22 protein-coding genes are annotated in these 21,896 nt (G+C 58.4%); 14 read left to right on the forward strand and 8 right to left on the reverse strand.

The window, feature by feature from the left end; all coding sequences use genetic code 11:
* Positions 1 to 98 precede the first annotated feature (98 nt).
* Both BM235_RS19250 and BM235_RS19255 read left to right on the forward strand, forming a co-directional pair.
* Positions 99 to 260, forward strand: coding sequence for a cold-inducible protein YdjO-related protein (locus BM235_RS19250; RefSeq protein ID WP_369803532.1), 162 nt, complete (start codon positions 99 to 101; stop codon positions 258 to 260).
* Between the two features lie 109 nt (positions 261 to 369).
* The gene (locus tag BM235_RS19255; protein ID WP_090115852.1) at positions 370 to 822 is read left to right on the forward strand and encodes a divergent PAP2 family protein; all 453 of its coding nucleotides are present in this window, start codon (positions 370 to 372) and stop codon (positions 820 to 822) included.
* Between the two features lie 88 nt (positions 823 to 910).
* Here the strand turns inward: BM235_RS19255 and BM235_RS19260 are convergent, their stop codons facing one another.
* The 4 genes from BM235_RS19260 to BM235_RS19275 all read right to left on the reverse strand — a co-directional run bounded on the left by BM235_RS19260 (position 911) and on the right by BM235_RS19275 (position 4,207).
* On the reverse strand, positions 911 to 1,603 hold the full coding sequence (locus BM235_RS19260; RefSeq protein WP_090115853.1) for a metal-dependent hydrolase: 693 nt from the start codon (positions 1,601 to 1,603) through the stop codon (positions 911 to 913).
* Between the two features lie 75 nt (positions 1,604 to 1,678).
* Entirely contained in the window at positions 1,679 to 2,353 is a 675-nt protein-coding gene (locus BM235_RS19265; protein ID WP_090115854.1) for a TetR/AcrR family transcriptional regulator, read from the reverse strand.
* A gap of 94 nt (positions 2,354 to 2,447) precedes the next feature.
* On the reverse strand, positions 2,448 to 3,470 hold the full coding sequence (locus BM235_RS19270) for an ABC transporter permease (RefSeq protein WP_090115855.1): 1,023 nt from the start codon (positions 3,468 to 3,470) through the stop codon (positions 2,448 to 2,450).
* The gene (locus BM235_RS19275; RefSeq protein ID WP_090116067.1) at positions 3,467 to 4,207 is read right to left on the reverse strand and encodes an ABC transporter ATP-binding protein; all 741 of its coding nucleotides are present in this window, start codon (positions 4,205 to 4,207) and stop codon (positions 3,467 to 3,469) included. The genes BM235_RS19270 and BM235_RS19275 overlap by 4 nt, the downstream gene beginning before the upstream one ends.
* A gap of 420 nt (positions 4,208 to 4,627) precedes the next feature.
* On the opposite strand from BM235_RS19275, the gene BM235_RS19280 reads away from it, so the two are divergent.
* Complete coding sequence (locus BM235_RS19280; RefSeq protein WP_090115856.1) at positions 4,628 to 6,121, forward strand: MDR family MFS transporter; 1,494 nt, start codon at positions 4,628 to 4,630, stop codon at positions 6,119 to 6,121.
* On the opposite strand, the gene BM235_RS19285 is transcribed toward BM235_RS19280, so the two are convergent.
* On the reverse strand, positions 6,118 to 6,942 hold the full coding sequence (locus tag BM235_RS19285; RefSeq protein WP_090115857.1) for a helix-turn-helix domain-containing protein: 825 nt from the start codon (positions 6,940 to 6,942) through the stop codon (positions 6,118 to 6,120). The genes BM235_RS19280 and BM235_RS19285 overlap by 4 nt on opposite strands.
* Positions 6,943 to 7,127: 185 nt before the next feature.
* Here BM235_RS19285 and BM235_RS19290 point away from each other — a divergent pair, with 185 nt between their 5' ends.
* Both BM235_RS19290 and BM235_RS19295 read left to right on the forward strand, forming a co-directional pair.
* Entirely contained in the window at positions 7,128 to 8,120 is a 993-nt protein-coding gene (locus tag BM235_RS19290; protein ID WP_090115858.1) for a phytanoyl-CoA dioxygenase family protein, read from the forward strand.
* A gap of 27 nt (positions 8,121 to 8,147) precedes the next feature.
* A complete protein-coding gene (locus BM235_RS19295; protein ID WP_090115859.1) occupies positions 8,148 to 8,942 on the forward strand; it encodes a sugar phosphate isomerase/epimerase family protein in 795 nt (264 codons plus the stop codon).
* A gap of 48 nt (positions 8,943 to 8,990) precedes the next feature.
* On the opposite strand, the gene BM235_RS19300 is transcribed toward BM235_RS19295, so the two are convergent.
* On the reverse strand, positions 8,991 to 9,905 hold the full coding sequence (locus tag BM235_RS19300) for a DMT family transporter (RefSeq protein ID WP_255374477.1): 915 nt from the start codon (positions 9,903 to 9,905) through the stop codon (positions 8,991 to 8,993).
* Positions 9,906 to 10,125: 220 nt separating this feature from the next.
* Between BM235_RS19300 and BM235_RS19305 the strand changes: the two genes are divergently transcribed.
* The 5 genes from BM235_RS19305 (at position 10,126) to BM235_RS19320 (ending at position 14,373) form a co-directional block, all read left to right on the forward strand.
* A complete protein-coding gene (locus BM235_RS19305; protein WP_090115861.1) occupies positions 10,126 to 11,034 on the forward strand; it encodes a permease in 909 nt (302 codons plus the stop codon).
* On the forward strand, positions 11,031 to 12,020 hold the full coding sequence (locus BM235_RS19310; RefSeq protein ID WP_090115862.1) for a TIGR03943 family putative permease subunit: 990 nt from the start codon (positions 11,031 to 11,033) through the stop codon (positions 12,018 to 12,020). Before BM235_RS19305 ends, BM235_RS19310 begins: the two co-directional genes overlap by 4 nt.
* Before the next feature lie 65 nt (positions 12,021 to 12,085).
* On the forward strand, positions 12,086 to 12,736 hold the full coding sequence (locus BM235_RS19315) for a hypothetical protein (RefSeq protein WP_090115863.1): 651 nt from the start codon (positions 12,086 to 12,088) through the stop codon (positions 12,734 to 12,736).
* Positions 12,737 to 12,836: 100 nt separating this feature from the next.
* Positions 12,837 to 13,007 carry a hypothetical protein gene (locus BM235_RS32115; protein ID WP_158543815.1) on the forward strand — a complete coding sequence of 57 codons (171 nt, stop codon included), beginning with the start codon at positions 12,837 to 12,839 and terminating at the stop codon, positions 13,005 to 13,007.
* A 115-nt stretch (positions 13,008 to 13,122) separates the two neighbouring features.
* Positions 13,123 to 14,373, forward strand: coding sequence for a D-alanyl-D-alanine carboxypeptidase family protein (locus BM235_RS19320; RefSeq protein WP_255374478.1), 1,251 nt, complete (start codon positions 13,123 to 13,125; stop codon positions 14,371 to 14,373).
* A gap of 26 nt (positions 14,374 to 14,399) precedes the next feature.
* On the opposite strand, the gene BM235_RS19325 is transcribed toward BM235_RS19320, so the two are convergent.
* Together BM235_RS19325 and BM235_RS19330 are read right to left on the reverse strand one after the other, a co-directional pair.
* The gene (locus tag BM235_RS19325) at positions 14,400 to 16,415 is read right to left on the reverse strand and encodes a Na+/H+ antiporter (RefSeq protein ID WP_090115864.1); all 2,016 of its coding nucleotides are present in this window, start codon (positions 16,413 to 16,415) and stop codon (positions 14,400 to 14,402) included.
* A gap of 141 nt (positions 16,416 to 16,556) precedes the next feature.
* Complete coding sequence (locus BM235_RS19330; RefSeq protein ID WP_090115865.1) at positions 16,557 to 17,921, reverse strand: hypothetical protein; 1,365 nt, start codon at positions 17,919 to 17,921, stop codon at positions 16,557 to 16,559.
* A 336-nt stretch (positions 17,922 to 18,257) separates the two neighbouring features.
* Between BM235_RS19330 and BM235_RS19335 the strand changes: the two genes are divergently transcribed.
* From BM235_RS19335 to BM235_RS19350, 4 genes are all read left to right on the forward strand, one after another.
* Complete coding sequence (locus BM235_RS19335; RefSeq protein WP_090115866.1) at positions 18,258 to 19,583, forward strand: hemolysin family protein; 1,326 nt, start codon at positions 18,258 to 18,260, stop codon at positions 19,581 to 19,583.
* An 85-nt stretch (positions 19,584 to 19,668) separates the two neighbouring features.
* Positions 19,669 to 20,226, forward strand: coding sequence for a hypothetical protein (locus BM235_RS19340; RefSeq protein ID WP_143106705.1), 558 nt, complete (start codon positions 19,669 to 19,671; stop codon positions 20,224 to 20,226).
* 204 nt (positions 20,227 to 20,430) lie between these two features.
* Positions 20,431 to 21,162, forward strand: coding sequence for a ZIP family metal transporter (locus tag BM235_RS19345; protein WP_090115868.1), 732 nt, complete (start codon positions 20,431 to 20,433; stop codon positions 21,160 to 21,162).
* A gap of 16 nt (positions 21,163 to 21,178) precedes the next feature.
* Positions 21,179 to 21,712, forward strand: coding sequence for a hypothetical protein (locus BM235_RS19350; RefSeq protein WP_090115869.1), 534 nt, complete (start codon positions 21,179 to 21,181; stop codon positions 21,710 to 21,712).
* Positions 21,713 to 21,896 lie beyond the last annotated feature (184 nt).

A 21,896-nucleotide genomic window follows, 5' to 3' on the forward strand; every position in this document is an offset into this window, starting at 1 on the left:
GCGGCGGAACGGCCTATATTAGGTCAGTTGACTTTAAACCGGTTTTGAAAGGAAGGCACCCGAGATTGACATCGCAAGATGAAGGCGGCAAGCTGTTTTTGACGAAGATCTGGAAATGCAAAAGTCCCGACTGCAAAGCATGGGTTCGCGAGGAATTCGCGACAGAGGAACAGAAATGCCCGATGTGCAAGGGAGATATGCTCCGCACGATGAAGCATTTGCCTGCGCTCGTGAAAAAGGTAAAGTCGAAATCCCGCTGAGAGGCGGCGAATCGAATGACCCCTCTCGGGTGTAATAAGCTATAATAGCTCTATTGGCTGCCTCCGCAGGATCGGGTAGCGCTCACTCGAGAGAAGGGAGACCGCCGTTATGTCCATACTCGCCAATTTTCCGCTCATCGCCGCGATCGTCTCCATTCTGTCCGCGCAGGCCGTCAAGGTGCCGATCCAGTTCGTCGGCAGGCGTTCGTGGCAGGGCGGCATGGCTTTCAGCACCGGCGGCATGCCGAGCTCGCACTCCGCCGCCATGGCAGGACTCGCGACCGCGCTCGGCATCGAGGACGGGCTCGATTCGCCCACGTTCGCCGTCGCGGCCGTCGTCGGGATGATCATCATGTTCGACGCCGCCGGCGTCAGACGGCATGCGGGATTGCAGGCATCCGTGCTAAACCGGTTTTTGCGCAAAATGCCCGATCTGCACGGCGAACTGCATCCGGTCAAAGAACTGAAGGAGCTGCTCGGCCACCGGCCGATCGAGGTGTTCGCCGGCGCGATCTGGGGCATCGGCATCGGCGTGGCCGTCTACTATTTGTTTTATGCCTGAACGTATGTTCCGCAAACGAAGAAAAGAGACCCGTACCCCCGGCGCGATGCGCCTGGCGGACGGGTCTCTTTTCATATGCGCGGCGCGTTTACAGCTCCAGACGATCTCCCGGCTTGAGCACGGTGCCTTTAATGCCTTTTTGTTCAAGCGCGCGCGCATAGGCGGCCGCGTCCTGCCGAAGCGGCGGGAAGGTGTCGTAGTGGACGGGGACGACCTGCTTGGGCTTCAGCCATTCGGCCGCGGTCAGCGCGTCCTCCGGACCCATCGTGAAGTGATCGCCGATCGGGATGAACGCCAGATCGATCTCGTGGCGATCGCCGATCATTTTCATATCGCCGAACAGTCCGGTATCCCCCGCATGCAAAAGGGTATGTCCACCCCAGGTGACGATCAGGCCCGTCGGCATTCCCAGGTAGACGATGCGCTGCTCGTCGCTTAGCGTATAGCCGGAGCTGTGGAACGCCTGCACCATCTTCACCTTGGCGTATCCGAGATCGTAGGTGCCTCCGATGTTCATGCCGACCGTGTTCGCGACGCCCTGCCAGCCCAGGAAGGCTGCCAGCTCCGGCGTACCTACGACCTGGGCGCCCGTGCGCTTCGCGATGGATACCGTGTCGCCGACATGGTCGCCGTGGCCGTGGGTGAGCAGGATGTGATCCACCTGAATATCGTCCGCCGAGGCGGCCGCGAGCGGGTTGCCGGTGAGGTACGGGTCGATGATAAGCGAGCGGCCGTCGTGCTCGAGCTTCACGCAGGCATGTCCGAGAAAAGTGACGATCAAGCTGATTCCCTTCTTTCCGTCAAAATTGGATAGGTCCGCAATCGTAAAAGATACCCGCGCCGGCCGAAGCCTAAACTACGGAGACAGGCCCTTGACCAAAAAGGAGACGGTCGCTTCGCGCTCCGCCTCGTCGTCCCATCCGGGCTCGCCGGTCATGAGCATCCGGGGCAGCACGTAGCCGATCAGCGTCGAAGCCGTCAGGCGCGCGACCGTATGCGCCGGCAAGGGGGCGATCTTGCCCGCCCGCTGGAACTTCTCGATCACGACCGTCACGCGCGCGAGCACCTGCGTCAGGATGATCGATTTGAACCGTTCGCGCATCTCGGGGTGGAAGGGAAGCTCCTGAACGACGATGCGGAACAGACGCTTGTTGCGGCTCACGAACTCGATGCGGTTGTCGATCATGCGGCGGACGAACTGCTCGAAGCTGTCGTGTTCGGCATCAAGCACGTCGCCGAATCCGCGGATGACGAACGGCGCGATCATCCGCATCATGGCCGGGGTGACGATGGACACGAGCAAATCCTTTTTGGTCCTGTAATGCCTGAAAATCGTCCCTTCCGCGACGCCCGCAAGCTGCGCGATCTCGCTCGTGGAGGACCCGGCGTACCCCTTCGCGGCGAACACCTCGATCGCGGCTGCCAAGATGCGCGCCTGCTTCTCCGTCTTCACCGGCCGGTCATCGCCGAGCGAGCCCTCGCGCAGCAGCTCTTCCATCCATGGCTCCTTCGAGCCGCCTTTCGCGTCCATCAAGCTGTCGCTCCTTCATTCGTCTTGAAGCCGGGGAGCGCCGCGCCAGGCAGCGCCCTGTCCTCCATATCGTACCACACGGCTAGCCGTCGCGCTAAATGGCCCGCTGCTTCTTGAGCGCGACGACATTCAGCGCCGCGAACAGCAGGGAGAAGCCGAGAAGAACGCCGACGTCGACCGCGATTCCGCCGAAGCCTTCGCCTCTGATCATAATGTCCCGAAGCGCATCCCCGCCATAGTAGAGCGGCATCGCGTACGTCAGCTTGTGCAGCCAAGGCGACATGCCGTCCAGCGGGAAAAGCCCGGAAAAGAAAGCCTGCGGCACGATCACGATCGGCACGAACTGGATGATTTGAAATTCGGAGCCGGCGAACGCGGAGAGCAGCGTGCCCAGCGTAAGGGCCGTGAGCGTCAGCAACAGGTTGACGAGCAGGATGAGCCAGATCGAGCCGGTCATGTACATGCCGAGCGCATAGATTGCGAAGCAAGCGACGAGCGCAGACTGCATAATCGCGAACAAGCCGAAGCCGCCCAAGTAACCGAGCACGACCTCGTGCCGGCGGATCGGCGTCGCCATGAGCCGTTCCATCGTGCCCGTCGTGCGCTCGCGAAGAAAAGCGACGCCCGCGAGCAGGAAGACGAAAAAAAAGGAGAAAAAGCCGATCATGACCGGTCCGAAGGCGTCGAAGGAGGACATCCCGGGCTTGCCGTGGAGATATTCGATCTGGGGTTTAAAAACGTCGGCGGCAGTCGTTCGCTGCATGGCCGATACGGCGAGCATTACGGCGCGGCTGCGCGACGGATCGCTGCCCTCGAGCAGCAGCGTCGGTTTGCCGTCCGACACCGTCAAGAGGGCGTCAAGCTTGCGGTCCGTCAATTCGGCGCGCGCGGCGGCTTCGGAATCGTAGGAGACGATGTCGGCGGACGACGCGCGCAAGGCGCCGGAGATCGTATCGGGCAGGCCGGCCGTTCCGATCTTAGGTACGCTGCCGGTACCGCCGAAGATGCAGTAAACCAGCGTCAGAATGAAGAGCGGCGCGACGAACAGGAGCGCCAGCGTACGTTTATCGCGCATGAATTGCCTGAAGATGCGCACGGACAAAGCGCGAACTCTCACGGGCGCTCACCTCCCAAACGGATAAAGGCTTCTTCGATGGTCCCCGCGCCGGTGTTCGCCTTGAGGTCGGCCGGGCTGCCGACGGCGGTCAGCGAGCCGTCCCGGATCAGTCCGATACGGTCGCAGCGCTCGGCTTCGTCCATGACGTGCGTCGTCAGCAGGATCGTCGTGCCTCGCTCGCGCAGCGCGAGCAGAGAAGCCCAGATGGACACGCGCAGCGCCGGATCGATGCCGACGGTCGGCTCGTCGAGAATGAGCAGCTCGGGCTCGTGGAGCAGCGCGACGGCCAGCGACAGCCGGCGCTTCATGCCGCCGGAAAATCGCGAGACGAGCTTGCCGGCGTCCTGCGAGAGGCCGACGGTCGCCAGGGCGTCGGCGATCCGCTCCGCGAGGCGGGCGCCGCGCAGCTCGAACATCGCGCCGAAAAACATCAGGTTTTCCTTCGCGGTGAGCTCGCCGTACAAGGCGTCGGACTGCGCCATGTAGCCGATCTTGCCGAGCAGCGGCAGAGAGGGGACCCGGTAGTCCAGCACCGTGATCCGACCGCCGTCCGCAGCGTCGATGCCGGTCATGAGCTTGATCAGCGTCGTCTTGCCGGAGCCGGAAGGACCGAGCAGGCCGAACAGCTCTCCGCGGCGGATTCGCAGCGAGATCTCCTTTAAAATCGTTCGATCGCCGAAGCTGCGGGAGACGCCTTCGAGCTTGATCGCATCTTGCGGTTCGAGTACGGTAGACATACTGTCGCGGCGTTCTTCATTGGGCCGGTCTGCCATCTCATCATCTCCATATGAGTGAGTGATTACTCATTTCTAATTCATCTTAACAAATCATATCGGAGAGGGGAAGCCCGTATCCGTCATATTGGGGAATCGAAGGTCATTTTTCGGGCTTAGGAAGCGGGAGGGCATAAAAAAAGATGACCCTGAATCGTGCGAGGGTCACCTAAATGCAACTGGATATCAACAAACATCAAAAAATCCATTGAACGAAAAATAACGCTATGATACAATCATTAGCGCTACTGGGCAAATCAAAATATGAGAGCTTCCAATTCTATTCCTACTTTAATTGTATAATTGGAACTTTGATTTGTCAAGCAGCTGATTTTGGCCCCATATTACACCATACCCCGCTCTATGAGCAGAAAGCAGGGACTTATGTCAGCTTCATCGCCCCGAAAACCGATCGCATCCGGCGAGGTACCCTTTTCGCTAAAAGCCATTCTGCCGCCTCTGATGGCGATCATCGTCGGCATGATCATGGTTATTTTGGACAGTACCGTCGTAAATAATGCGATACCGAAGCTCGTCGACTATTTTCATACCGACTTGAAGACGATTCAATGGACCGTAACCGGTTATACGCTTGCCTTGTCCGCCGTTATCCCGCTGGCAGGCTGGATGACCGATAAATTCGGCTCCAAGCAGATTTTCATGATTACGATATCCCTCTTTACCGTCGGCTCGCTGCTTTGCGGCATCGCGCAAACGCCGGAGCAGCTCATCGCTTTCCGCATCGTTCAAGGCTTGGGCGGCGGCATGGTCGCCCCGATCGGAATGGCCATGGTGTTCAAGATCGCGCCGCCGGAGCGCCGCGGTTCCATTATGGGCGTCCTTGGCATTCCGATGCTGATGGCGCCGGCGTTCGGTCCGGTGCTGTCCGGCTGGCTGGTCGATTCGGTCAGCTGGCACTGGATCTTTATCATCAACCTGCCGATCGGCATTATCGCCTTGATACTCGCATCTAAATACTTGCCGCGGTCCGACCGCCATGCGGCGCCCCATTTGGACGTCGTAGGCATGTGCCTCGCCCCGATCGCCTTTTCCATGCTGGCGTACGGCGTCAGCGAAGGCGGCACCAGCTGGTCGCAGACTTCTACGATTACGGGGCTGACGGTCGGCGGCATCGCGCTCATCGCTTTTATTTTCGTGGAGCTGAGGCAGAAGCAGCCGCTGTTGGAGCTGAAAGTGTTCAAATCGTCCGACTTCACGCGCAGCATCATTTTGACATGGATCGTTCAGCTCGCGCTGTTCGGCGCGATGCTCATCGTGCCGTTGTATTTGCAACTCGTCATGCACTATTCCGCGCTTGAGACGGGCTGGATCCTGATGCCGCAGGCGCTGTGCGCGGGTCTCGGCATGCCGATCAGCGGACGGCTGTTCGACAAGATCGGCGCGCGTCCGCTCGCATTTGCCGGATTGACCGTCATTTCCGTGTCGTTGTTCGTATTGTCCGGCATAACGGTGGATACGCCGTTGTGGAAGATCATCCTGTGCATCTGCTTCATCGGGCTCGGCATGGGCTTCTCCATGATGCCGCTCAATACGCATGTGTTGAATTCCGCGCCTCGGCGCCTCGTGAGCCGCGTCACGCCGCTGACGACGGCTGCCCAGCAAGTCGTCGTCTCGTTCGCGGTCGCCGGATTGACGGGATATTTGACGTCGCAGATCGCATCGCATGCCGCCGGCGCGGGAGCGGACGCGAATCCGCTCGGCGCCGTCGTCGCGGGTTACGGCGACACGTTTTTCTTGTCCGCGTGCATCGTGACCGGCGGCGTTGCGCTGACGCTGCTGCTCCGCAAGCCGAAGCAGCAGGAAGAAGGCGCTGCAGGCGGGGACAAACCGGATCCCGCCATGATGGCGGGACACTAAGTTCGGTTGTCGTCGCGGGAACCGTTCCAGGAGGTTCGGCGAATATCGGTAGCGGTGCGTCCCGTCGTTTCCTTGACCAAGCGGGCCAAATGGTGCGAGGTTTTAAAGCCGCACCTTAGCGAGATCTCCGACACGGTCAGGCCCGTATAGGTCAGCAATTCAACGGCGCGGTTTACGCGATATTGCCATAAATATTGAATCGGGGACGCTCGCTCGTGCTTCTTGAACAAGCGGACGAGATGCTCGGGCGACGATCCGGCGGCGCTCGCGAGCTGGTTTAGAGACATTTCCTCGGCATAATGATCGTGGATCATCGCGAGCGCCGCGTAGACGGCAGGGTGCTTTTCGCGCTGCAGCATCGCCTTCGCGGATTCGCGCGGATAAAGATGCATCGCGGCGAGGCCGAGGCTCCGCACGTCCGCATCCGTCTCTGAGCCTTGGCGATTCAAGCGGATCATGAGATCGGTAAGGAGGTTCATCTCTTCCGATAGCGGCAGGCATTCGGGCAGGCCGTCCAGCGCTTCGACGGCCGCTGCAGGCAAGTCCTCGAAATGAACGGCGATCCAGCGATGCCAGGTGTCTTCGCTTTTCGAAAAGAAGAACGTCTCCTCGAAGCCAGGCTTCAGCAGGATGACGTGCCCGGGCTTTACGCGCAGCTGGCGGTCCGGCAAGGTCACGGTCATCTCTCCGGAATACAGCATGACGAGCTGGATGTCCTGCTGAACGCGCGGTCCGAACCTGCTGCCGGGCGGATAAACGATTGAACCGGCAACGGCATGGGTCAACCGGTCGAACGAAAAATCGGGCATTCCGGACGTCATGACGATCACCTCAATGCCTATCATAATGAGGTTTGCGCATCGAATCAACGAGAGATACAATGTTTGATTCGAGTAGCAAAAGAATGTCAATGACAGATACAAAAATGCTAATCCGATGCATGGAGATCTTCGATGAGAACCTTTACATTGGTACTATTCCGACCAGTAAAGGGAGCGTGTCCGGCATGCCTGTCTTCTATACGCCAAAATCGAGAGCCCATGATCGTCATCTTGTAACCGTCGAGGAATACAAGCATTATCATCGCGAAGGCTTTCTTATCGTCCGAGGGTTGCTCTCCAATGAAGTCATCGGAGAATTGTACGAGTTAGCCGAGCGGACGCGGTTGCAGAAAAAGCAGCAGGCCGCCGTGCAGGAAAACAGCCGGGATCCGTTGAAAGAAGAGTTTGCGCAAGCGACGCGCGTGCATATGCTCTCCCGGATCGATGCCGCCGCCGAGCGGGGCATGCTGAACGCTCGCGTTTTGGACGTCGTCGAAGCGCTGGTCGGCCCCGACGTTTACGCGCTGCAATCGATGATGTTCCTGAATCCGCCCGGCAAAGGCGGACAAGGCTGGCACCAGGACGCGTGCTACATCAAGACCCACCCGGACACGCTGATCGGCGCGTGGATCGCGCTCGAGCGGGCGGACGAGGAAAACGGCTGTCTGTGGGTCGTTCCCGGCTCGAATCATGAACCCGTTTATCCGCCGGAAGAGGTAGGCGGCGGAAACGTTCACGCGGTCGATGCCTTTCAGGATTTGCACGCGGTACGCAACGTCAGCCATCTGAACGACGAAGTGAACACATTATCTCGCGTAGTCGCCCGGTATCCGTCGCCGATACCGGTCGTGCTCGAGCCGGGAGACGTCCTGTTTTTCGATTCCCATCTGCTCCATCGCTCGTATCCGAACAAGACGGCGGATCGGTTCCGCCGATCCTACGTGTGCCATTACTGCAATGCGAGATCGTGGGTGCCGTGGGATCATGACGGGTTTGAAGGAGACTCGGGCAACGCCAAGCAGATACTCGCGCGCGGCGCCACGCATCTGCCGTATGCCTCGCCATCGTTCGGAACGGAGGTATATTTGGCGGAAAAGGGAGAGGAAGGCGGCGACGTGCGCATGATGGGGATGCCGAACGGCATGATGATGCCGGTCGCGGAAAGCAAGGACGAATAGCGATCGATCAAGAGAGGATGAATCGGGATGCGGCTTCTATTTTACAAAACGCTGTGGGGAATGGAAGGCCGTTTGGCCGAACAGACGACTCGCGCGGCCGAAGCGGGATATGACGGTATCGAAGCGCCGGCGCCGGAACCTGGGCTGGCCGAGGCGTTTAGCGCTTTGCTCGAGGCGCGCGGGCTCGGCTACATTGCGCAAATCTTTACGAGCGGGGATCACGCCGCCAGCTTCTCGGAGCAAGCGGCGTACGCCGCCGGCTTCAAGCCCGCGCTGATCGTCTCGCACAGCGCGCGCGACAGCATGACGGAAGCGGAGCAGGATCGTTTCTTCGAGGCCGCGCTGGAGACGGAGTCGCGTATTGGCGTTCCGATCGCGCACGAGACCCATCGGCAAAGAGCGATGTTCACGCCGTGGACGACGGCCAGGCTGCTTCGCAAGTTTCCGGAGCTGCGCATTACGGCCGATTTCAGCCATTGGATGAACGTGTGCGAATCGCATCTCGAAGATCAAGAAGAGCATCTGGCGCTGGCGATCGAACGCGCCGTCCATATTCACGGACGGATCGGCTATCCGGAAGGGCCGCAGGTGCCGCATCCGGCGGCTCCGGAATATCGAACGGAGCTTGCGATCTATCTCGGCTGGTGGGAAAGGATACTGGAAGCGAGGCGTAAAAGCGGTGCGGCGCAAGCTACGTTTACGGCCGAATTCGGACCCCCGGGCTATATGCACACGCTGCCGTTTACGAACGCGCCGGTCGCCGACCTTTGGGAAGTGAACCAGTGGATGACCGATTGCGTCCGCGAACGATTTGCCAAATAAACGAGGGCCGCCTTGCAGGTTGCAGGCGGCCCTTTTTTTTGCGTCCGCTTAGGCGGCATGCTCTGCCGGACGATCGTACGCCTCCGCCTCGGAGCGCATATAAAGCGTCAGGCCCGCGATGACGAACGCGCCGCCGGTCAGCTGCCAGACGCCGAGCGCTTCCCCGAACAGGAAAAAGCCCAAAATGCTCGCCCCGACCGGCTCCGCCAGCACGCTCATGGAGATCGTCGCCGGCTTGACGTAGCGAAGGAGCCAGTTGAAGATCAAGTGGCCGAAGACGGTAGGCACGATCGCGAGTCCCGCGAAGACGAGCCATTCGCGCCGGGGGTATCCGGTCATGTCCGCGCCCGTCCCGACATTATACAAATAGAAGCAGAGCGCCGTAACGGCGAAAACGACCAGGCTGTATAAGAAGGAAGGCACGCGCTCCAATATTCGTTTGGCGAGCAGCATGTTGACCGCGACGGCGACCGTGCCGAGCAAGGACAGCAGGTCTCCCGTAAGCGCGTCTTTGGAAAGGCCCGAATCGCCGGCCCCGACGATCGCGATGCCGATCAACGCGGCGGCAAGCCCTGCGAGCGCTTTGCGCGAGAGGCGGTCCCTGAACAGGAAGTAGGCGCCGATCATGACGAATACGGGCTCGAGCGACAGAATCAGCGTCGAGCTGGCGATCGACGTGTAGCTGAGGGAGGCCATCCAGAGCAAAAAGTGCAAGGCAAGAAAGAAGCCGGCCGCGAGCAGCAGCCACCAGTCGGCAAGCTTGATCGCCCGGAGCGCGCGAAACTGCTTGCCGCCGGTAAACGGCAGCATGAGGACAAGCGTGAACAGCATGCGCCACATGCCCTGCACGGATACGGGGGCGTCCGAATAGCGGACGAGGATCGGCGCGAACGAGATGGCGATCATGCCGACAAGCAGCGGAATGGCGGGGGCGACGGGCGGTTTTTGGGATATGGGGTTCAAAGAAGGCACGTTCCTTTCGGCAGGCAAGCATAAATTAATCATTTTATATGCGAAACGAGTCGTTCGCAACTGGAAGTTAAAACCAGAGAGCCGGGCGCGATGCGATGACGCCGGGGACCGAGTCGGTTGCTATTTTGCGCAGAATATCCATAATAAAAGGATCGGCTTCATCATTCTTTTTCAGTGGAAGTGATCGAAAACAGTGACTTCTTTTTTGCAAATGAATACGATCTTCATCAGCATGATCATGGAGGCCATCCCGTTCGTGCTGATCGGCGTGCTGGTGTCCGGCGTCATCCAGACGTTCGTGACGGAGGCGTGGATCGCCAGAATCATGCCTCGCAATGTCCTGCTGCGGACCTGCTTCGGCTGCGGCATCGGCCTGCTGTTCCCTTCCTGCGAATGCGGGATCGTCCCGATCACCCGCAGGCTCGTCATGAAGGGGATGCCGCTGAACGCCGGCGTCGCCTTCATGCTCTCGGGGCCGATCATCAATCCGATCGTCCTGTTCGCGACCTTTATCGCCTTCGGCAACGACTGGCGGATGGTCGGCATTCGCGCGGGACTCGCGATCGCGGTCGCCTTCTGCGTATCGCTCGCCGTCGCGCTGATCTTCCGCGGCCCGCAGCTTCGCCAATCGCCGGAGACCGCAGGCGCGTTCGTCGCGCCGGTCGCGGCCGCGCTCGAGCCGTCGATCGCGATCGCCGCCAAGCCGACGGTCGGCGCCAGGCTGTCCTCGGTCGTATCCCACGGCATCGACGAATTTTTCGATGTCGGCAAGTATCTGGTCATCGGCGCTTTTCTGGCCGCGGCGATGCAGACGTACATTCCGACATCTTACCTGCTCGAGCTGGGCAGCGATCCGCTCAAGGCGTCGCTCGTCATGATCGTGCTCGCTTTCGTCATGTCGGTCTGCTCGGAGGCGGATGCGTTCATCGCCTCGTCGTTCCGCAGCAGCTTTACGGTCGGATCGCTCTCCGCCTTCATGGTGTTCGGCCCGATGATCGACATTAAAAACACGCTCATGCTGCTCAGCGCCTTCCGCACGCGGTTCGTCGTCTCGTTGATCGCGCTCGTGGCGGTGTTTACGATTGCCGGCTCTTTGATCGTAGGGAGGTTGTTCGGATGATCCGATTCGCGATTCTTTTCGGCCTGGCGTTCATGTTTCTGCTGCTGCACCGGACCGGAGATCTCGACAAATACATCAACATGAGATACGCCTATTTGTCCGTCAGCGCGATCGTGCTGCTGGCGCTGCTCAGCCTTTATCAATTCGTCAAGGTGTACCGCGCGGAACGAAAATCCGAGGAAGCTGCGGCGCAAGCGGCGATGGCGGAAGCGGCGGGCGTCGTCGTGCGCGATGTTGCGCATTCGGACCATGACGATCACAGTCACCATGATCACGATCAACACGATCATCACGGTCATCACGATCATCGTCACGGCAACGATCATGGCCACGATCATGATGCGCATGCGGGCCACTCGCATATCGGACGTACCAAATGGCGGCGCGGCTTCACCTATCTCGTGCTTGCCGTACCGATCTTCACCGGCATCTTTCTACCCGTCGCGACGCTGGATTCAAGCTTCGTCAAGGCGAAAGGCTTTTCCTTTCCCGAGCTCGATCAGCGCCGCAAGGATGCCGGCTATCACCAGTTTTTGCGGCCGGATACGAGCGTGTTTTACAGCACGGAAAATTACGACAAGGTCAAGCAGAAGGACATGGCCGACTTTGCGGACCTGCCATCCGTCGAATTGAACGATACGAACTACTTGAAAGGCATGGAAGTCCTATACAATTACGCGGACGACTTCGCGGACAAAACGATAACGTTCGACGGCTTCGCCTACAAAGGAGAAGAGGTCGGGGCTTCGTCATACTTCGTGTTCCGCTTCGGCTTCATTCACTGCGTCGCCGATTCCGGCGTGTTCGGCATGCTCGTGCAGATGCCGGCCGGCACGAAGCTGTCGGACGACGATTGGGTCCGCGTTACCGGCAAGCTGACGCGCGAATATTACCAGCCGTTCAAGCAGATGATTCCGGTCCTCAAGGTCAAGGAATGGGAGCCGATCGACAAGCCCGACGATCCGTACGTCTATCGGAATTTCTGACGAAGAGCGCTTTCACTTCTCGGCGCGGGATGCTATCATGGTAGCAAGGCAAGGAGATGAAGAAGATGACAACCGACAACGAACTTAAAGAAGAGCAGCAGAACCCGGACGCGCAGGCGGCCGGATCGGACAAGACCGAAGCCGATAAGGCGCAGGAGCTCATCGCGGCCGTCCATTACAACGGCATGACGGCCTTGAAAATGGAATTCGGCGAGCAGCAGGTCGAAGGCCAGGTGATGAACCATGAGGCATACGGTCCGATCTTTACTTATATGGTGAAGTCGCCTGAGGGCAAGCCTTACGTCAGCGGATTTTTCCTGCGCGAGATGATCGCGGGCTTCCAGACGAAGCAGGATCCTTCGCAGTGGCTGTCATCGTTTTTCGTCGATTTGATGAAGTCGCCGGAGGGCAGGCTGCTGCCGATGCCTCCGCAGTCGGAGGACGAGGCGAAGGCGCTGATCGACAAGATCATCGTCCCGCATTGCGTCAAGTCGGTGCGCGAGGAGTTCGCGCCGGAGCCGGTGCATGCGGATCTCGAGCTTCACGAGGAGCACGGTCCGGTCGTAGAGGCGGGCTTCCCGTCGATTACGGAGGGGAACAACGTTTGCGCGATGCCGCTGCATTTTCTGATGGCGCATTATTTGCTTAACCGCGACCCGGCCGATTTGTTGATTCAAGGTTTGTACCGCATCCGCGAAGAGCACGGGCTCGATTGATTCGGCGGCATGCCAAGCCGGCGCCCCCTTCGATTAGCGAAGAGGGCGCCTTCTTTTTGCCGATCCATCGTTGCATTTGGCAGGAGAAAGGGGATTTTGCATGAACGGAACGATCGAATGGCCCTCGGGCGCGAGGCAGATCGTAGAGGAGGGGGCGGGCGAGGCCGGCGCAGCTGCCGGATTTTCCCTGTCGGCCACCATCGTATTCGGCATCGGGTTGATCGTCACCGTGCTGATCGTTATCTCGATCTACAGGAGACGCAGGAAATAAAAGAGACGAAACGATACATAGGCAAGGTATATTCGAAGCGTTCTCGCTGTAAGTTGGAAGGGCAAAGAACATCCGTATGAATCGGCAGGCGACCATCGCGACGGAGGTACGCAGGATGAGGCAGCTTAGCAGGCGGACAGGGCGAGCTTGGATCGCCATGACGACGATGTTTTTGGCATGGGGGGGCTATGCCTCGGCAGCCGTTCCGGCAGACGCTTCCGCGCCGCCGTCGGCGCAGAGCGAAGCCGCGATCCTCGTCGAACAGCATACGGGCAACGTGCTCTACGTTAAACACGGCGACGAACGGCTGTACCCGGCCAGCATCACGAAGATCGCGACGGCCATCATCGCTTTGGAGCAATCGTCGATGAGCGATATCGCGACCGTCTCCAAGACCGCGCGCGGCGAGGAGGGCACCCGCGTTTATCTTGCAGAAGGCGAACGGGTCACGATGGAGAAGCTGCTCTACGGCATGATGCTCAACTCGGGCAACGACGCGGCGACCGCGATCGCCGAGCAGATCGACGGCACGAAGGACAAATTCGCCGAGCGGATGAACGCATTTATGCGGGACACGATCGGGGCGTACGACTCCAACTTCGTCAACCCGTCCGGGCTGCCCGATCCGAATCAGTACACGACGGCTTCGGATATGGCCATGCTGGCCCGTTACGCGATGGACAACGAGACGTTCCGGCAGATCGTGTCCACGCGGAAGCTGCCTTGGTCGGGTCTGGAATGGACGTCGACGCTCGAAAACCACAACAAAATGCTGACCGACTATCCGGGCGCGACCGGCATCAAAAACGGCTACACGATCGCGGCAGGCAACACGCTTGTCGGATCTGCCGAGCGGGACGGCATGTCGTTAATCGGCGTCGTGCTGAAGGCCGGTTCGAAAAACATCGCCTATGCGGACATGGCCGCAATGCTCGATTACGGATTCGCGAACTTCGGCGTTCGGATGCTGTTCGCCGAGGGCGAGCGCTACAAGCTGCAGGACGAGGCGGGTGACGCAAGGGAGTGGATCGCCGACAAAGCGATTTGGGGCGTCTATCCGAAAAACGCATCGCCTGTATTGAAGGTCGACATGAGCGGTCAGGTCGTTTTAGAGAGCGAGCGGGGGACGTTTTTCGCCGGCGAGCTGTCGCCGGTCAAAAAAGAAGTCGCGATTTCGGCTTTTTCGGGTCAAGCCGAGGCGGAAGGAATGCAGGCCGAAAATACGGCCGCCGAGTCATCGAAGTCCCCGATTCCCGTCTATGCGCTCGGCGCCGGCGTTTTGCTGGCCGCCAGCGCAGCCGCAATGGCGCGTCGGCGCGCCAGGCGCGCCCGATATCCATTCATGCGCCCTTACGATCGCGACTAATCGATTTATAGAAGAGGAGAGCCGGCCTAAGCCAGCTCTCCTTCTAATACGGAGGCTTCCGCGTAGCTGATCGTTTTCCGAAGCGCGTTGGCCATGTCCCGCTTGATTTCTCCTCGCTCGTACAAAGCTTGAATCTCATCCCGTTCGACCTGGTAAGCCCGCAGCTGAATTTCCTGACGGAGCTTGCGCTGAAGCAGCTCGTCTTCCGGATCTTCGTTTTTGCGGGATATCGCCCGTATGATCTCCCGGTATTGGCCGATGACGTTCAGCGAAGCTTTGCGATTATCCTTCGTCATCTGCGCGCGGATCGAGCCAATGGCAGCCTGGCACGTTTTCAGCTTCGTTTTGCGGATGATGCTTTTGTCCAATCGGGGCTCGATTTCCTTCGGCTTGATAATCGCCGAACCCAGCTTTCTAAGTCCCCGCGTCAGGAGGAGAATGCGCATTCTCGAGCGCCGCGAGAGCGCCTCCTCGAGCGCCACGAACGAATCGTTGAACCGGTTCGCCACATAATCTGGAATTTCGCCGGCTTTGAACATCCGCGCGATTTCTTTGCGTTCCGCCTGGAGTCCGGTCAGGCGGGCCTGGTTTTCGGCGACGGCGAGCTCGATGCCTTCCGATTGTTCTTCTTCGTGCAGGGACAAGCGTCGCATTCTGGCTTCGTATTGGGCGATGACGGCATGTGAGGCATGGCGATTGTCCTCGTTCATCGATTCTGCAAGGAACCGCAGTGCTGCCTTGATCGTGGCGATGCGCGCCGCGTTGAGCTTTTCCTCTTCGTCTGTCGGGCCTTCGTCCGCATTGCGCGTAAGCAGCGGCAGGCAGATGCTGGCGACGAGGAGGCTCATCAAGATGACGCCGGCGGCCAGAAACAAAATGAGGTCGCGTTCAGGAAACGCGCCGCCGTTGTCCAGCACGAGCGGAATCGAGAAAGCGCCGGCCAGGGTGACGGCGCCTCTCACGCCGGACAGCGACGTCAGCACCGACATGCCGAGGCCTTCGCGCATCGAACGTCCGTTTTTCCGCGAAAATCGGTTTTCCCAGAACAAGTACACCCACAAAAAGCGAATGACGATGAGCGATACGAAAATGACGGCGATGTAGCCGATGACGATGCCGTTGTTAATCGGATTCTCGAAAAAGATGACGTTGACGACGTCGGGCACCTGCAGGCCGAGCAGCAGAAAGACCAGTCCGTTTAAAACGTATATAATGACGGACCAGGTGCTTTTCGATACGATCTGGAGCTTGACCATGCGGGACTCCATGCGGTCCTTCTCGACGGCATGGACGACGCCGCCGGCGACGACGGCGAGAATGCCGGACAATCCGAGTTCCTCGGCCGCGAGGAAGATGAGGAAGGGCGTAAGGATCAGAATGAGCATATGTACGGTGACGTCCTCCATGCCCCAACGCCTTAAAAACAGCCGCAGCCGGATGAGCAGCGCAGCGATAATCGTGCCGCACAGCAGGCCGCCCAGCGAGATCAGCAGGAAGCTCCAGGTGGCGTTAATAAGCGAGAAGGATCCGGTGACGGCGGCGGCGATCGCAAACTTGAACGCGACGAGACCCGATGCGTCGTTCATGAGCGCTTCGCCTTCGAGCAACCGCATGATGCGCTTCGGCAGCGATACGCGTCCGGCCATCGACGTCACCGCGACAGCGTCCGTCGGCGATAATATCGCGGCGAGGCCGAAGGCGGCGGGAAGCGGGATCGATGGAATCATCGCATGAATGATGTAGCCGACGCCAACGGTCGTGGCAAAAACGAGGCCCAGAGCCATCAGCAAAATGGGAACGCGAAGCGCCCATAGCTCGTCGCGCGGCGTCCTTTGTCCGTCGTTGAACAGCAGCGGAGCGATGAACAGCACGAAAAACAGCTCCGGATTCAGCGTGAAATGATGTTTGAACGGCAGCATCGCGAGCGTCATGCCCAGCGCGATTTGCACGAGCGGCAGGGGGACGGCGGGCAGGAGCCGATTCACGATGTTGGATAATGCGATGATCGCGAGCATGAATAAAATGATTTCGAACACTTCCATAAGCTAAACCTCCGCGCGCGATATCGGATAAATGATTTCCTACATATACTACCCGCAAACGGAAATTCAGATCAATTTCATGCATAGGAAAAGGACCGCCGGGGGCGGTCCTTCAGATGCGCTTAGATAGCACGCGACGCGTTATTTGGATTCGCCGTTCAAGTAATTGAAGAAGGGGACGTCCGTCCAGAAATCGTAGCTCTCCACGGACACGCTCGGATCGACCTCCCGGAAGCCAGCGGCCACGGCTTGCGAGTCGCTTTGAAGCGAGAACGACTGCGCATAATAATGGCCGTGCTCGATTTTGTTGTTCGCGATCTTCCGGTAGCCAGGCAGCTCCGTCAGGGAATAATACAGCGGCTGCCACCAAGAGCCGTACAGCAAGCCCTGTTGGTCTTCTTCGTTTTTCTTGGCATAGGCCGCCACGATGCCGTCGAACCGCTGCTTGTCGGCCGCGTTAGCGAATTCGAACGCGAGATCGTATTCCTTGGCATATTCAATGTAGTTGCCGTTCGCGATTTGCTTGACTTTGTACAGATCGGACTCGCCCGGTTCGCCCCATTCCTTCAGATAGATAAAGGCGGACGTTTTAGGCTCGAACTGTACTTTGGCGTCGATGCCTTCGCTGCGCAGCAGTCCGATCAGCTGAAGGGCGTGCTTCAGGTCGGAGTGGCCGTATACGAGGGACAGGCTGTCGACGAAGTTCGCTTCGTACCGGCTGTCCTTGAGATTGTAGCCGGTGACGATATCGCGTTCTAGCGCGGCATCCACGACCGCCTGCAGTTCTGGCGACTGAATGATGTCCGACTGTGAAAAGGCATCCTGAAGTTTAGCGTAGATATCGGCGTCGGAGGCATAGCCTAGGAAGTGCTTGTAGAGACCTTGAACGGTGATCGTCTGGCCGATGAGCACTTCCGCAAGCTCGCGAGATGCGATGCCCTTGAGCTTAATCTCTTTGTAATAGGAGGAAGGCAGGAGACCGGCGTCGATCGCGGCCGCCAGCTCTTGCGCGGCCGTCGTGCCGAGCCATTCGGGCTTCAGCTTGACCTTGGCCAGCGCGGCCGCCGTCTTGGAAGCGGGATAGGTATAGGCCAGCTCCTTGAGGCCGGCCGCTTTGACCGCGATTTGGACGGCGTTGATGGCGGAGAGTCTTTGTCCAGCGGCTACCGTATCGGACGTGATGACGCCAAGCGCGTACAACGCCGCCGCATCCGCGTAAAGCGGATCGGAGGCGCCGAGGTCGGCGAAGGTATGGGGCTTCTCGGCGGGCTGCGCCTTCAAGGCTTCGGCCAGCGCGGACAAAAACTCGCCTTTGGTCAGGCCTGCGGAAAGCGCGATCGAATATTTATCCTTTAAAAAAGAAGCGTACTCGGAGGCTTGCACTTCGTGCGCTTGGACTTGCGAAGCGGCCGGAGCCGCGGCCCATGCTTGCGAACCGCCGGCGATCGTCGCGGCGACGAGCGCGGATACGAGCAGCTTGCGAGAATCGATCGCGATTGTTTTCATGAATGTAGTCTCCTTCTCGACGTTAATCTGATAAAATATGTAGGAATAATTTGTTTAACATATTAGCAAGCCTTGCCTGTGTTGTCAATGAAATGTTGGCGTCTGCATCCATTGTTTTAAGCTTAAGCGAGGCGGGTATGGGATAAAAATCGGATTTTTTTGAATCTAAACCGGCTCTTTTTGCGTATGTATGAATTAGATCAATTTTGGACAATCCATTTGGAGCAGGAGGAGACTATCGTACGTGGACACAGAATCTGATTTACGCAGCTTAAGACCGCAAGTCAATCGCGCAGCAGCCATCGCCCGGCAGGCGATCGAAGGGGGTGACTGCGCGTGCTAGGACTGAATCTGGTTTGGGTTGCGTTGCTCATTCTGCTTACTGCCTTCTTCGTCGCTACCGAATTCGCGATTATTCGTATCCGGTCAAGCCGCGTCGACCAACTGGTCATGGAGAAAAGGAAAAACGCAGTCGCCGTACAACGGGTCATCGCGAATCTCGACGGCTACCTGTCGGCCTGTCAGCTCGGGATCACGATCACCGCGCTGGGCCTCGGCTGGCTGGGCGAGCCGACGGTAGAGAAACTGCTCGAACCGCTGTTCCATTCCCTGCATATCGGGGAGAGCGTGTCGCACGTATTGTCGTTCATCATCGCGTTCGCGCTCATCACATACTTGCACGTCGTGCTTGGCGAGCTGGCGCCTAAGACGCTGGCCATCCAGAAGGCCGAGGAGATCTCGCTGCTCGTCGCGCCGGTTATCGTCTGGTTTTATAAAGTCATGTACCCGTTCATCTGGGCGCTGAACGGCTCGGCCAACGGCCTTATCCGCATGTTCGGCATGAAGCCGGCCAGCGAGCACGAAGAGGCGCACTCCGAAGAGGAGATCCGGCTGATCCTGTCGGAGAGTTACGAGAGCGGCAAGATCAACGAAGAAGAGTTCGGCTACGTGAACCGGATCTTCCAGTTCGACAGGCTGCTCGCTCGCGATATTATGATTCCGCGTACCGACATGGTCTGCCTGTACCGCAATAAATCGCTCGCGGACAATCTAGCGACGATCAAGCGAGAGCAGTACACGCGCTTCATGGTCGCAGGCGAGAGCAAAGACGACATTATCGGCTTCGTCAATACGAAGCAGTTTTTCTTGAGTTACGACAACAATCCGGACTTCGACTTCGGCGCCCTGCTGCAGCCGGTGCTGTCCGTGCCCGACGCGATGCCGGTCAAGGATCTGCTCATCCGCATGCAGGCAGAGCGCAAGCATATCGCGCTGCTGCACGACGAATACGGGGGCACCGCCGGCCTCGTGACGATCGAGGATATCCTCGAGGAGATCGTCGGCGAGATCCGCGACGAGTTCGACGAGGACGAGATTCAGCCGATCGAGGAGATCGGCGAGGACAAGTATCTCGTGGACGGAAAGACGCTCGTCGACGAAATCGGCCGTTTGTTCGAGGTGCAGCTGCCGAGCGACGAGGTCAACACGATCGGGGGCTGGCTGTTCGCGATGCAGCCCGACTTGCCCAAGAACGTGCCTTGGATTTACGAGGAGGAGAACCTGGCGTTCATCATCCGCGACAAGGACCGCAACCGGATCCGCAAGCTGGAGATCGCGCGAAAACAGGAAGGTCAGGCTAGATTGACGTTGGTTGAAGGTTAAGTGAACGGACTGCCCTGGAGAGGGCAGTCTTTTTTATTGTAATTAAGATTAAAATATGGAAAATAAAAAGAAAGGAGTGAGCTTCGTGAAAAATAAATCGCTTATTGGATCGGCCGTATTCGGATGCCTCTGCGGCATGTTGTTCCTCGCATACGATCGCGACACGAGTGAGTCCCGCATCGTCACGCCGCTAGAACGAATCGAAAACGGAACCGCGCATATTCAATACGCATCTCCTTTGTTTGACGACATGCCGCCGGAACTTGCGCAAAAAATAAAACGAAACTGGTCCGTCGCAAAAGACCTTCTTTTACAAAATAACGTCATCGATAAAAACACGGCAGCGGAATGGAAATTGGTCAGCAGCGGTGATACGGCGATTGGAATCACGAATCAAATGCCGATGGAGGAAGCTTTCTCTTTTAACGACGCGATGATGAGCGACGTACGTAAAAAAGGCTTGCAAAAGGGCGACGCTTATCCAGCGATTTTGTGGAACGAGAAGGCTGGGAAAGCGATCTTTTTCTGGCTGCGCAGCAACGGCCATACGGCTGCCTATTTTACGATCGAGGCAGAGCAGGGGGAGAAAGAGGGCAAAGTGTGGAGAGTTACGAGCGTCCTGAACGAAGTTCAAAAGACATAAGTTCAAACTTCAAGCGAAGGACAGGGCCAAGCGCTCCGTCCTTTTTTGCATGAATTGATTTGAACGAAGGGCGTTCATCGTTTATTGTTATTCTCATCCGAAGTATCGCGGTTAGTACGATGGACATGTCAAAAACGACGTGCGTTCGCATACGATAAGGAAGCCGCGAGGCGTTCGCTTCGTTTTTGAAAGGAGAGCTAACGATTGGAAACGGCGCTGCTCGGCAGCTTCATATCCGCGATGGCGACGGTGCTCGGGGCCGTCCCGATCTTGTTCATCAAGCAGCTGTCGGAAAAGTGGAAGGACATGCTGGTGGCGTTCACCGCCGGCATCATGGTGTCCGCTTCGATGTTCGGACTGATTCCGCAATCGCTTAACGAATCGGGCATCGCATTGCTGACTTTGGGACTGCTCATCGGCATCGTTTCGCTCGATCTGATCGAGAAAAACATCCCGCACGTGGACGTCGAGAACGGTTCGCGCATACGAGGCTTCGACAGCAAGGCATTGTTAGTATTGGTAGCGCTCTTTATACACAATATACCGGAAGGGCTGAGCACGGGCTTCAGCTACGCCAGCGCTAGCGAGGGGCTCGGCACGATGGTCGCCGTCGCGATCGGCGCGCAAAATATGCCGGAAGGACTCGTGCTGGCGGTGTTCTTGCTCCGGTCCAACGTCGGGAAGCTCAGGCTTCTGGCGCTCGTGACGCTAACGGGATTGATGGAAGTCGTCTCTGCGGTCATCGGCTACTTCACGGCCAGCTACGTCGATTCGTTGATCGGGATCGGTCTTGCCTTCGCTGCCGGCGCCATGCTTTTCATCGCCTATAAGGAGCTCATTCCGGAAAGCCACGGGCACGGCTACGAACGTCCTTCGACCTATTCGTTTATCATCGGCTTGATCGTCATGATCTATATCGCGCATTGGTTCGGCTAGAAATGGAGGGAGTCGCATGGCCTTCGAATGGCCGGGTTACGATCCGCCGGGGTATGGCGACACGCGGTCGCTATTAGCGTTCATGGGCGACGATTTGGCGGGACTTCACGGGGCTCGAATTTGCAACGTTTATTCGGCCTGGGACATTCAAGCCGAGCGATGGTGCGCTTCGTCCCCGGTCGTATTCGAGCTGGAGGATTTTCGTCTGGAGATCGGGTTCGCAGGCGGTTTGCGAATTCGGTTGACGATCGACGAGATTCAAATGAGCGCCTCGATTGCGGGCGGCTGGTTCGCTGCGGCGGGCGTGCGCCGTCTGCCCTTCGAATGGCGGACGGATCGAAGCGAGCTGGCACCCTATGTCGGACGGTTCATACTCGGCGCCGACTTCTTGGAAAAGAACGACGGCGGGCAGGGGATCCTCGGCATCTGTATCCGAACCGACGGCGGGACGCTCGAGCTCGTCAATGTCGCTTCGGCGGGCGGCGTCGCGGTCGGGATTAATCCGCCGGGCTACGACACTGCCGCCATCAAGCGCATCATCGCGATTTGATAGATGAAGCGACCGGCCGCGTTAGAAGCTGACGAATATCATATGTTCTTCGGCCGGAGCGGTTTTGTCGTTTCGGTTATTTTCATATCATGTGAAGCGAATTTATAGAAGCTCCGATTGTGGTATAATGGATGCTTCGGCATTTTGAGCTGCCATATACGAGACAAGGTTGGAGGCAACGAAG

Source organism: Cohnella sp. OV330 (assembly GCF_900112065.1).
GTDB lineage: Bacteria > Bacillota > Bacilli > Paenibacillales > Paenibacillaceae > Cohnella.

Coding starts and splice junctions, on each gene's coding strand:
- BM235_RS19255 (WP_090115852.1), top strand. CDS start 370: ATGTCCATACTCGCCAATTTTCCGCTCATCGCCGCGATCGTCTCCATT.
- BM235_RS19265 (WP_090115854.1), bottom strand. CDS start 2,353: ATGGACGCGAAAGGCGGCTCGAAGGAGCCATGGATGGAAGAGCTGCTG.
- BM235_RS19275 (WP_090116067.1), bottom strand. CDS start 4,207: ATGTCTACCGTACTCGAACCGCAAGATGCGATCAAGCTCGAAGGCGTC.
- BM235_RS19280 (WP_090115856.1), top strand. CDS start 4,628: ATGTCAGCTTCATCGCCCCGAAAACCGATCGCATCCGGCGAGGTACCC.
- BM235_RS19285 (WP_090115857.1), bottom strand. CDS start 6,942: ATGACGTCCGGAATGCCCGATTTTTCGTTCGACCGGTTGACCCATGCC.
- BM235_RS19290 (WP_090115858.1), top strand. CDS start 7,128: ATGCCTGTCTTCTATACGCCAAAATCGAGAGCCCATGATCGTCATCTT.
- BM235_RS19295 (WP_090115859.1), top strand. CDS start 8,148: ATGCGGCTTCTATTTTACAAAACGCTGTGGGGAATGGAAGGCCGTTTG.
- BM235_RS19305 (WP_090115861.1), top strand. CDS start 10,126: ATGAATACGATCTTCATCAGCATGATCATGGAGGCCATCCCGTTCGTG.
- BM235_RS19310 (WP_090115862.1), top strand. CDS start 11,031: ATGATCCGATTCGCGATTCTTTTCGGCCTGGCGTTCATGTTTCTGCTG.
- BM235_RS19315 (WP_090115863.1), top strand. CDS start 12,086: ATGACAACCGACAACGAACTTAAAGAAGAGCAGCAGAACCCGGACGCG.
- BM235_RS32115 (WP_158543815.1), top strand. CDS start 12,837: ATGAACGGAACGATCGAATGGCCCTCGGGCGCGAGGCAGATCGTAGAG.
- BM235_RS19320 (WP_255374478.1), top strand. CDS start 13,123: ATGAGGCAGCTTAGCAGGCGGACAGGGCGAGCTTGGATCGCCATGACG.
- BM235_RS19325 (WP_090115864.1), bottom strand. CDS start 16,415: ATGGAAGTGTTCGAAATCATTTTATTCATGCTCGCGATCATCGCATTA.
- BM235_RS19330 (WP_090115865.1), bottom strand. CDS start 17,921: ATGAAAACAATCGCGATCGATTCTCGCAAGCTGCTCGTATCCGCGCTC.
- BM235_RS19350 (WP_090115869.1), top strand. CDS start 21,179: ATGGCCTTCGAATGGCCGGGTTACGATCCGCCGGGGTATGGCGACACG.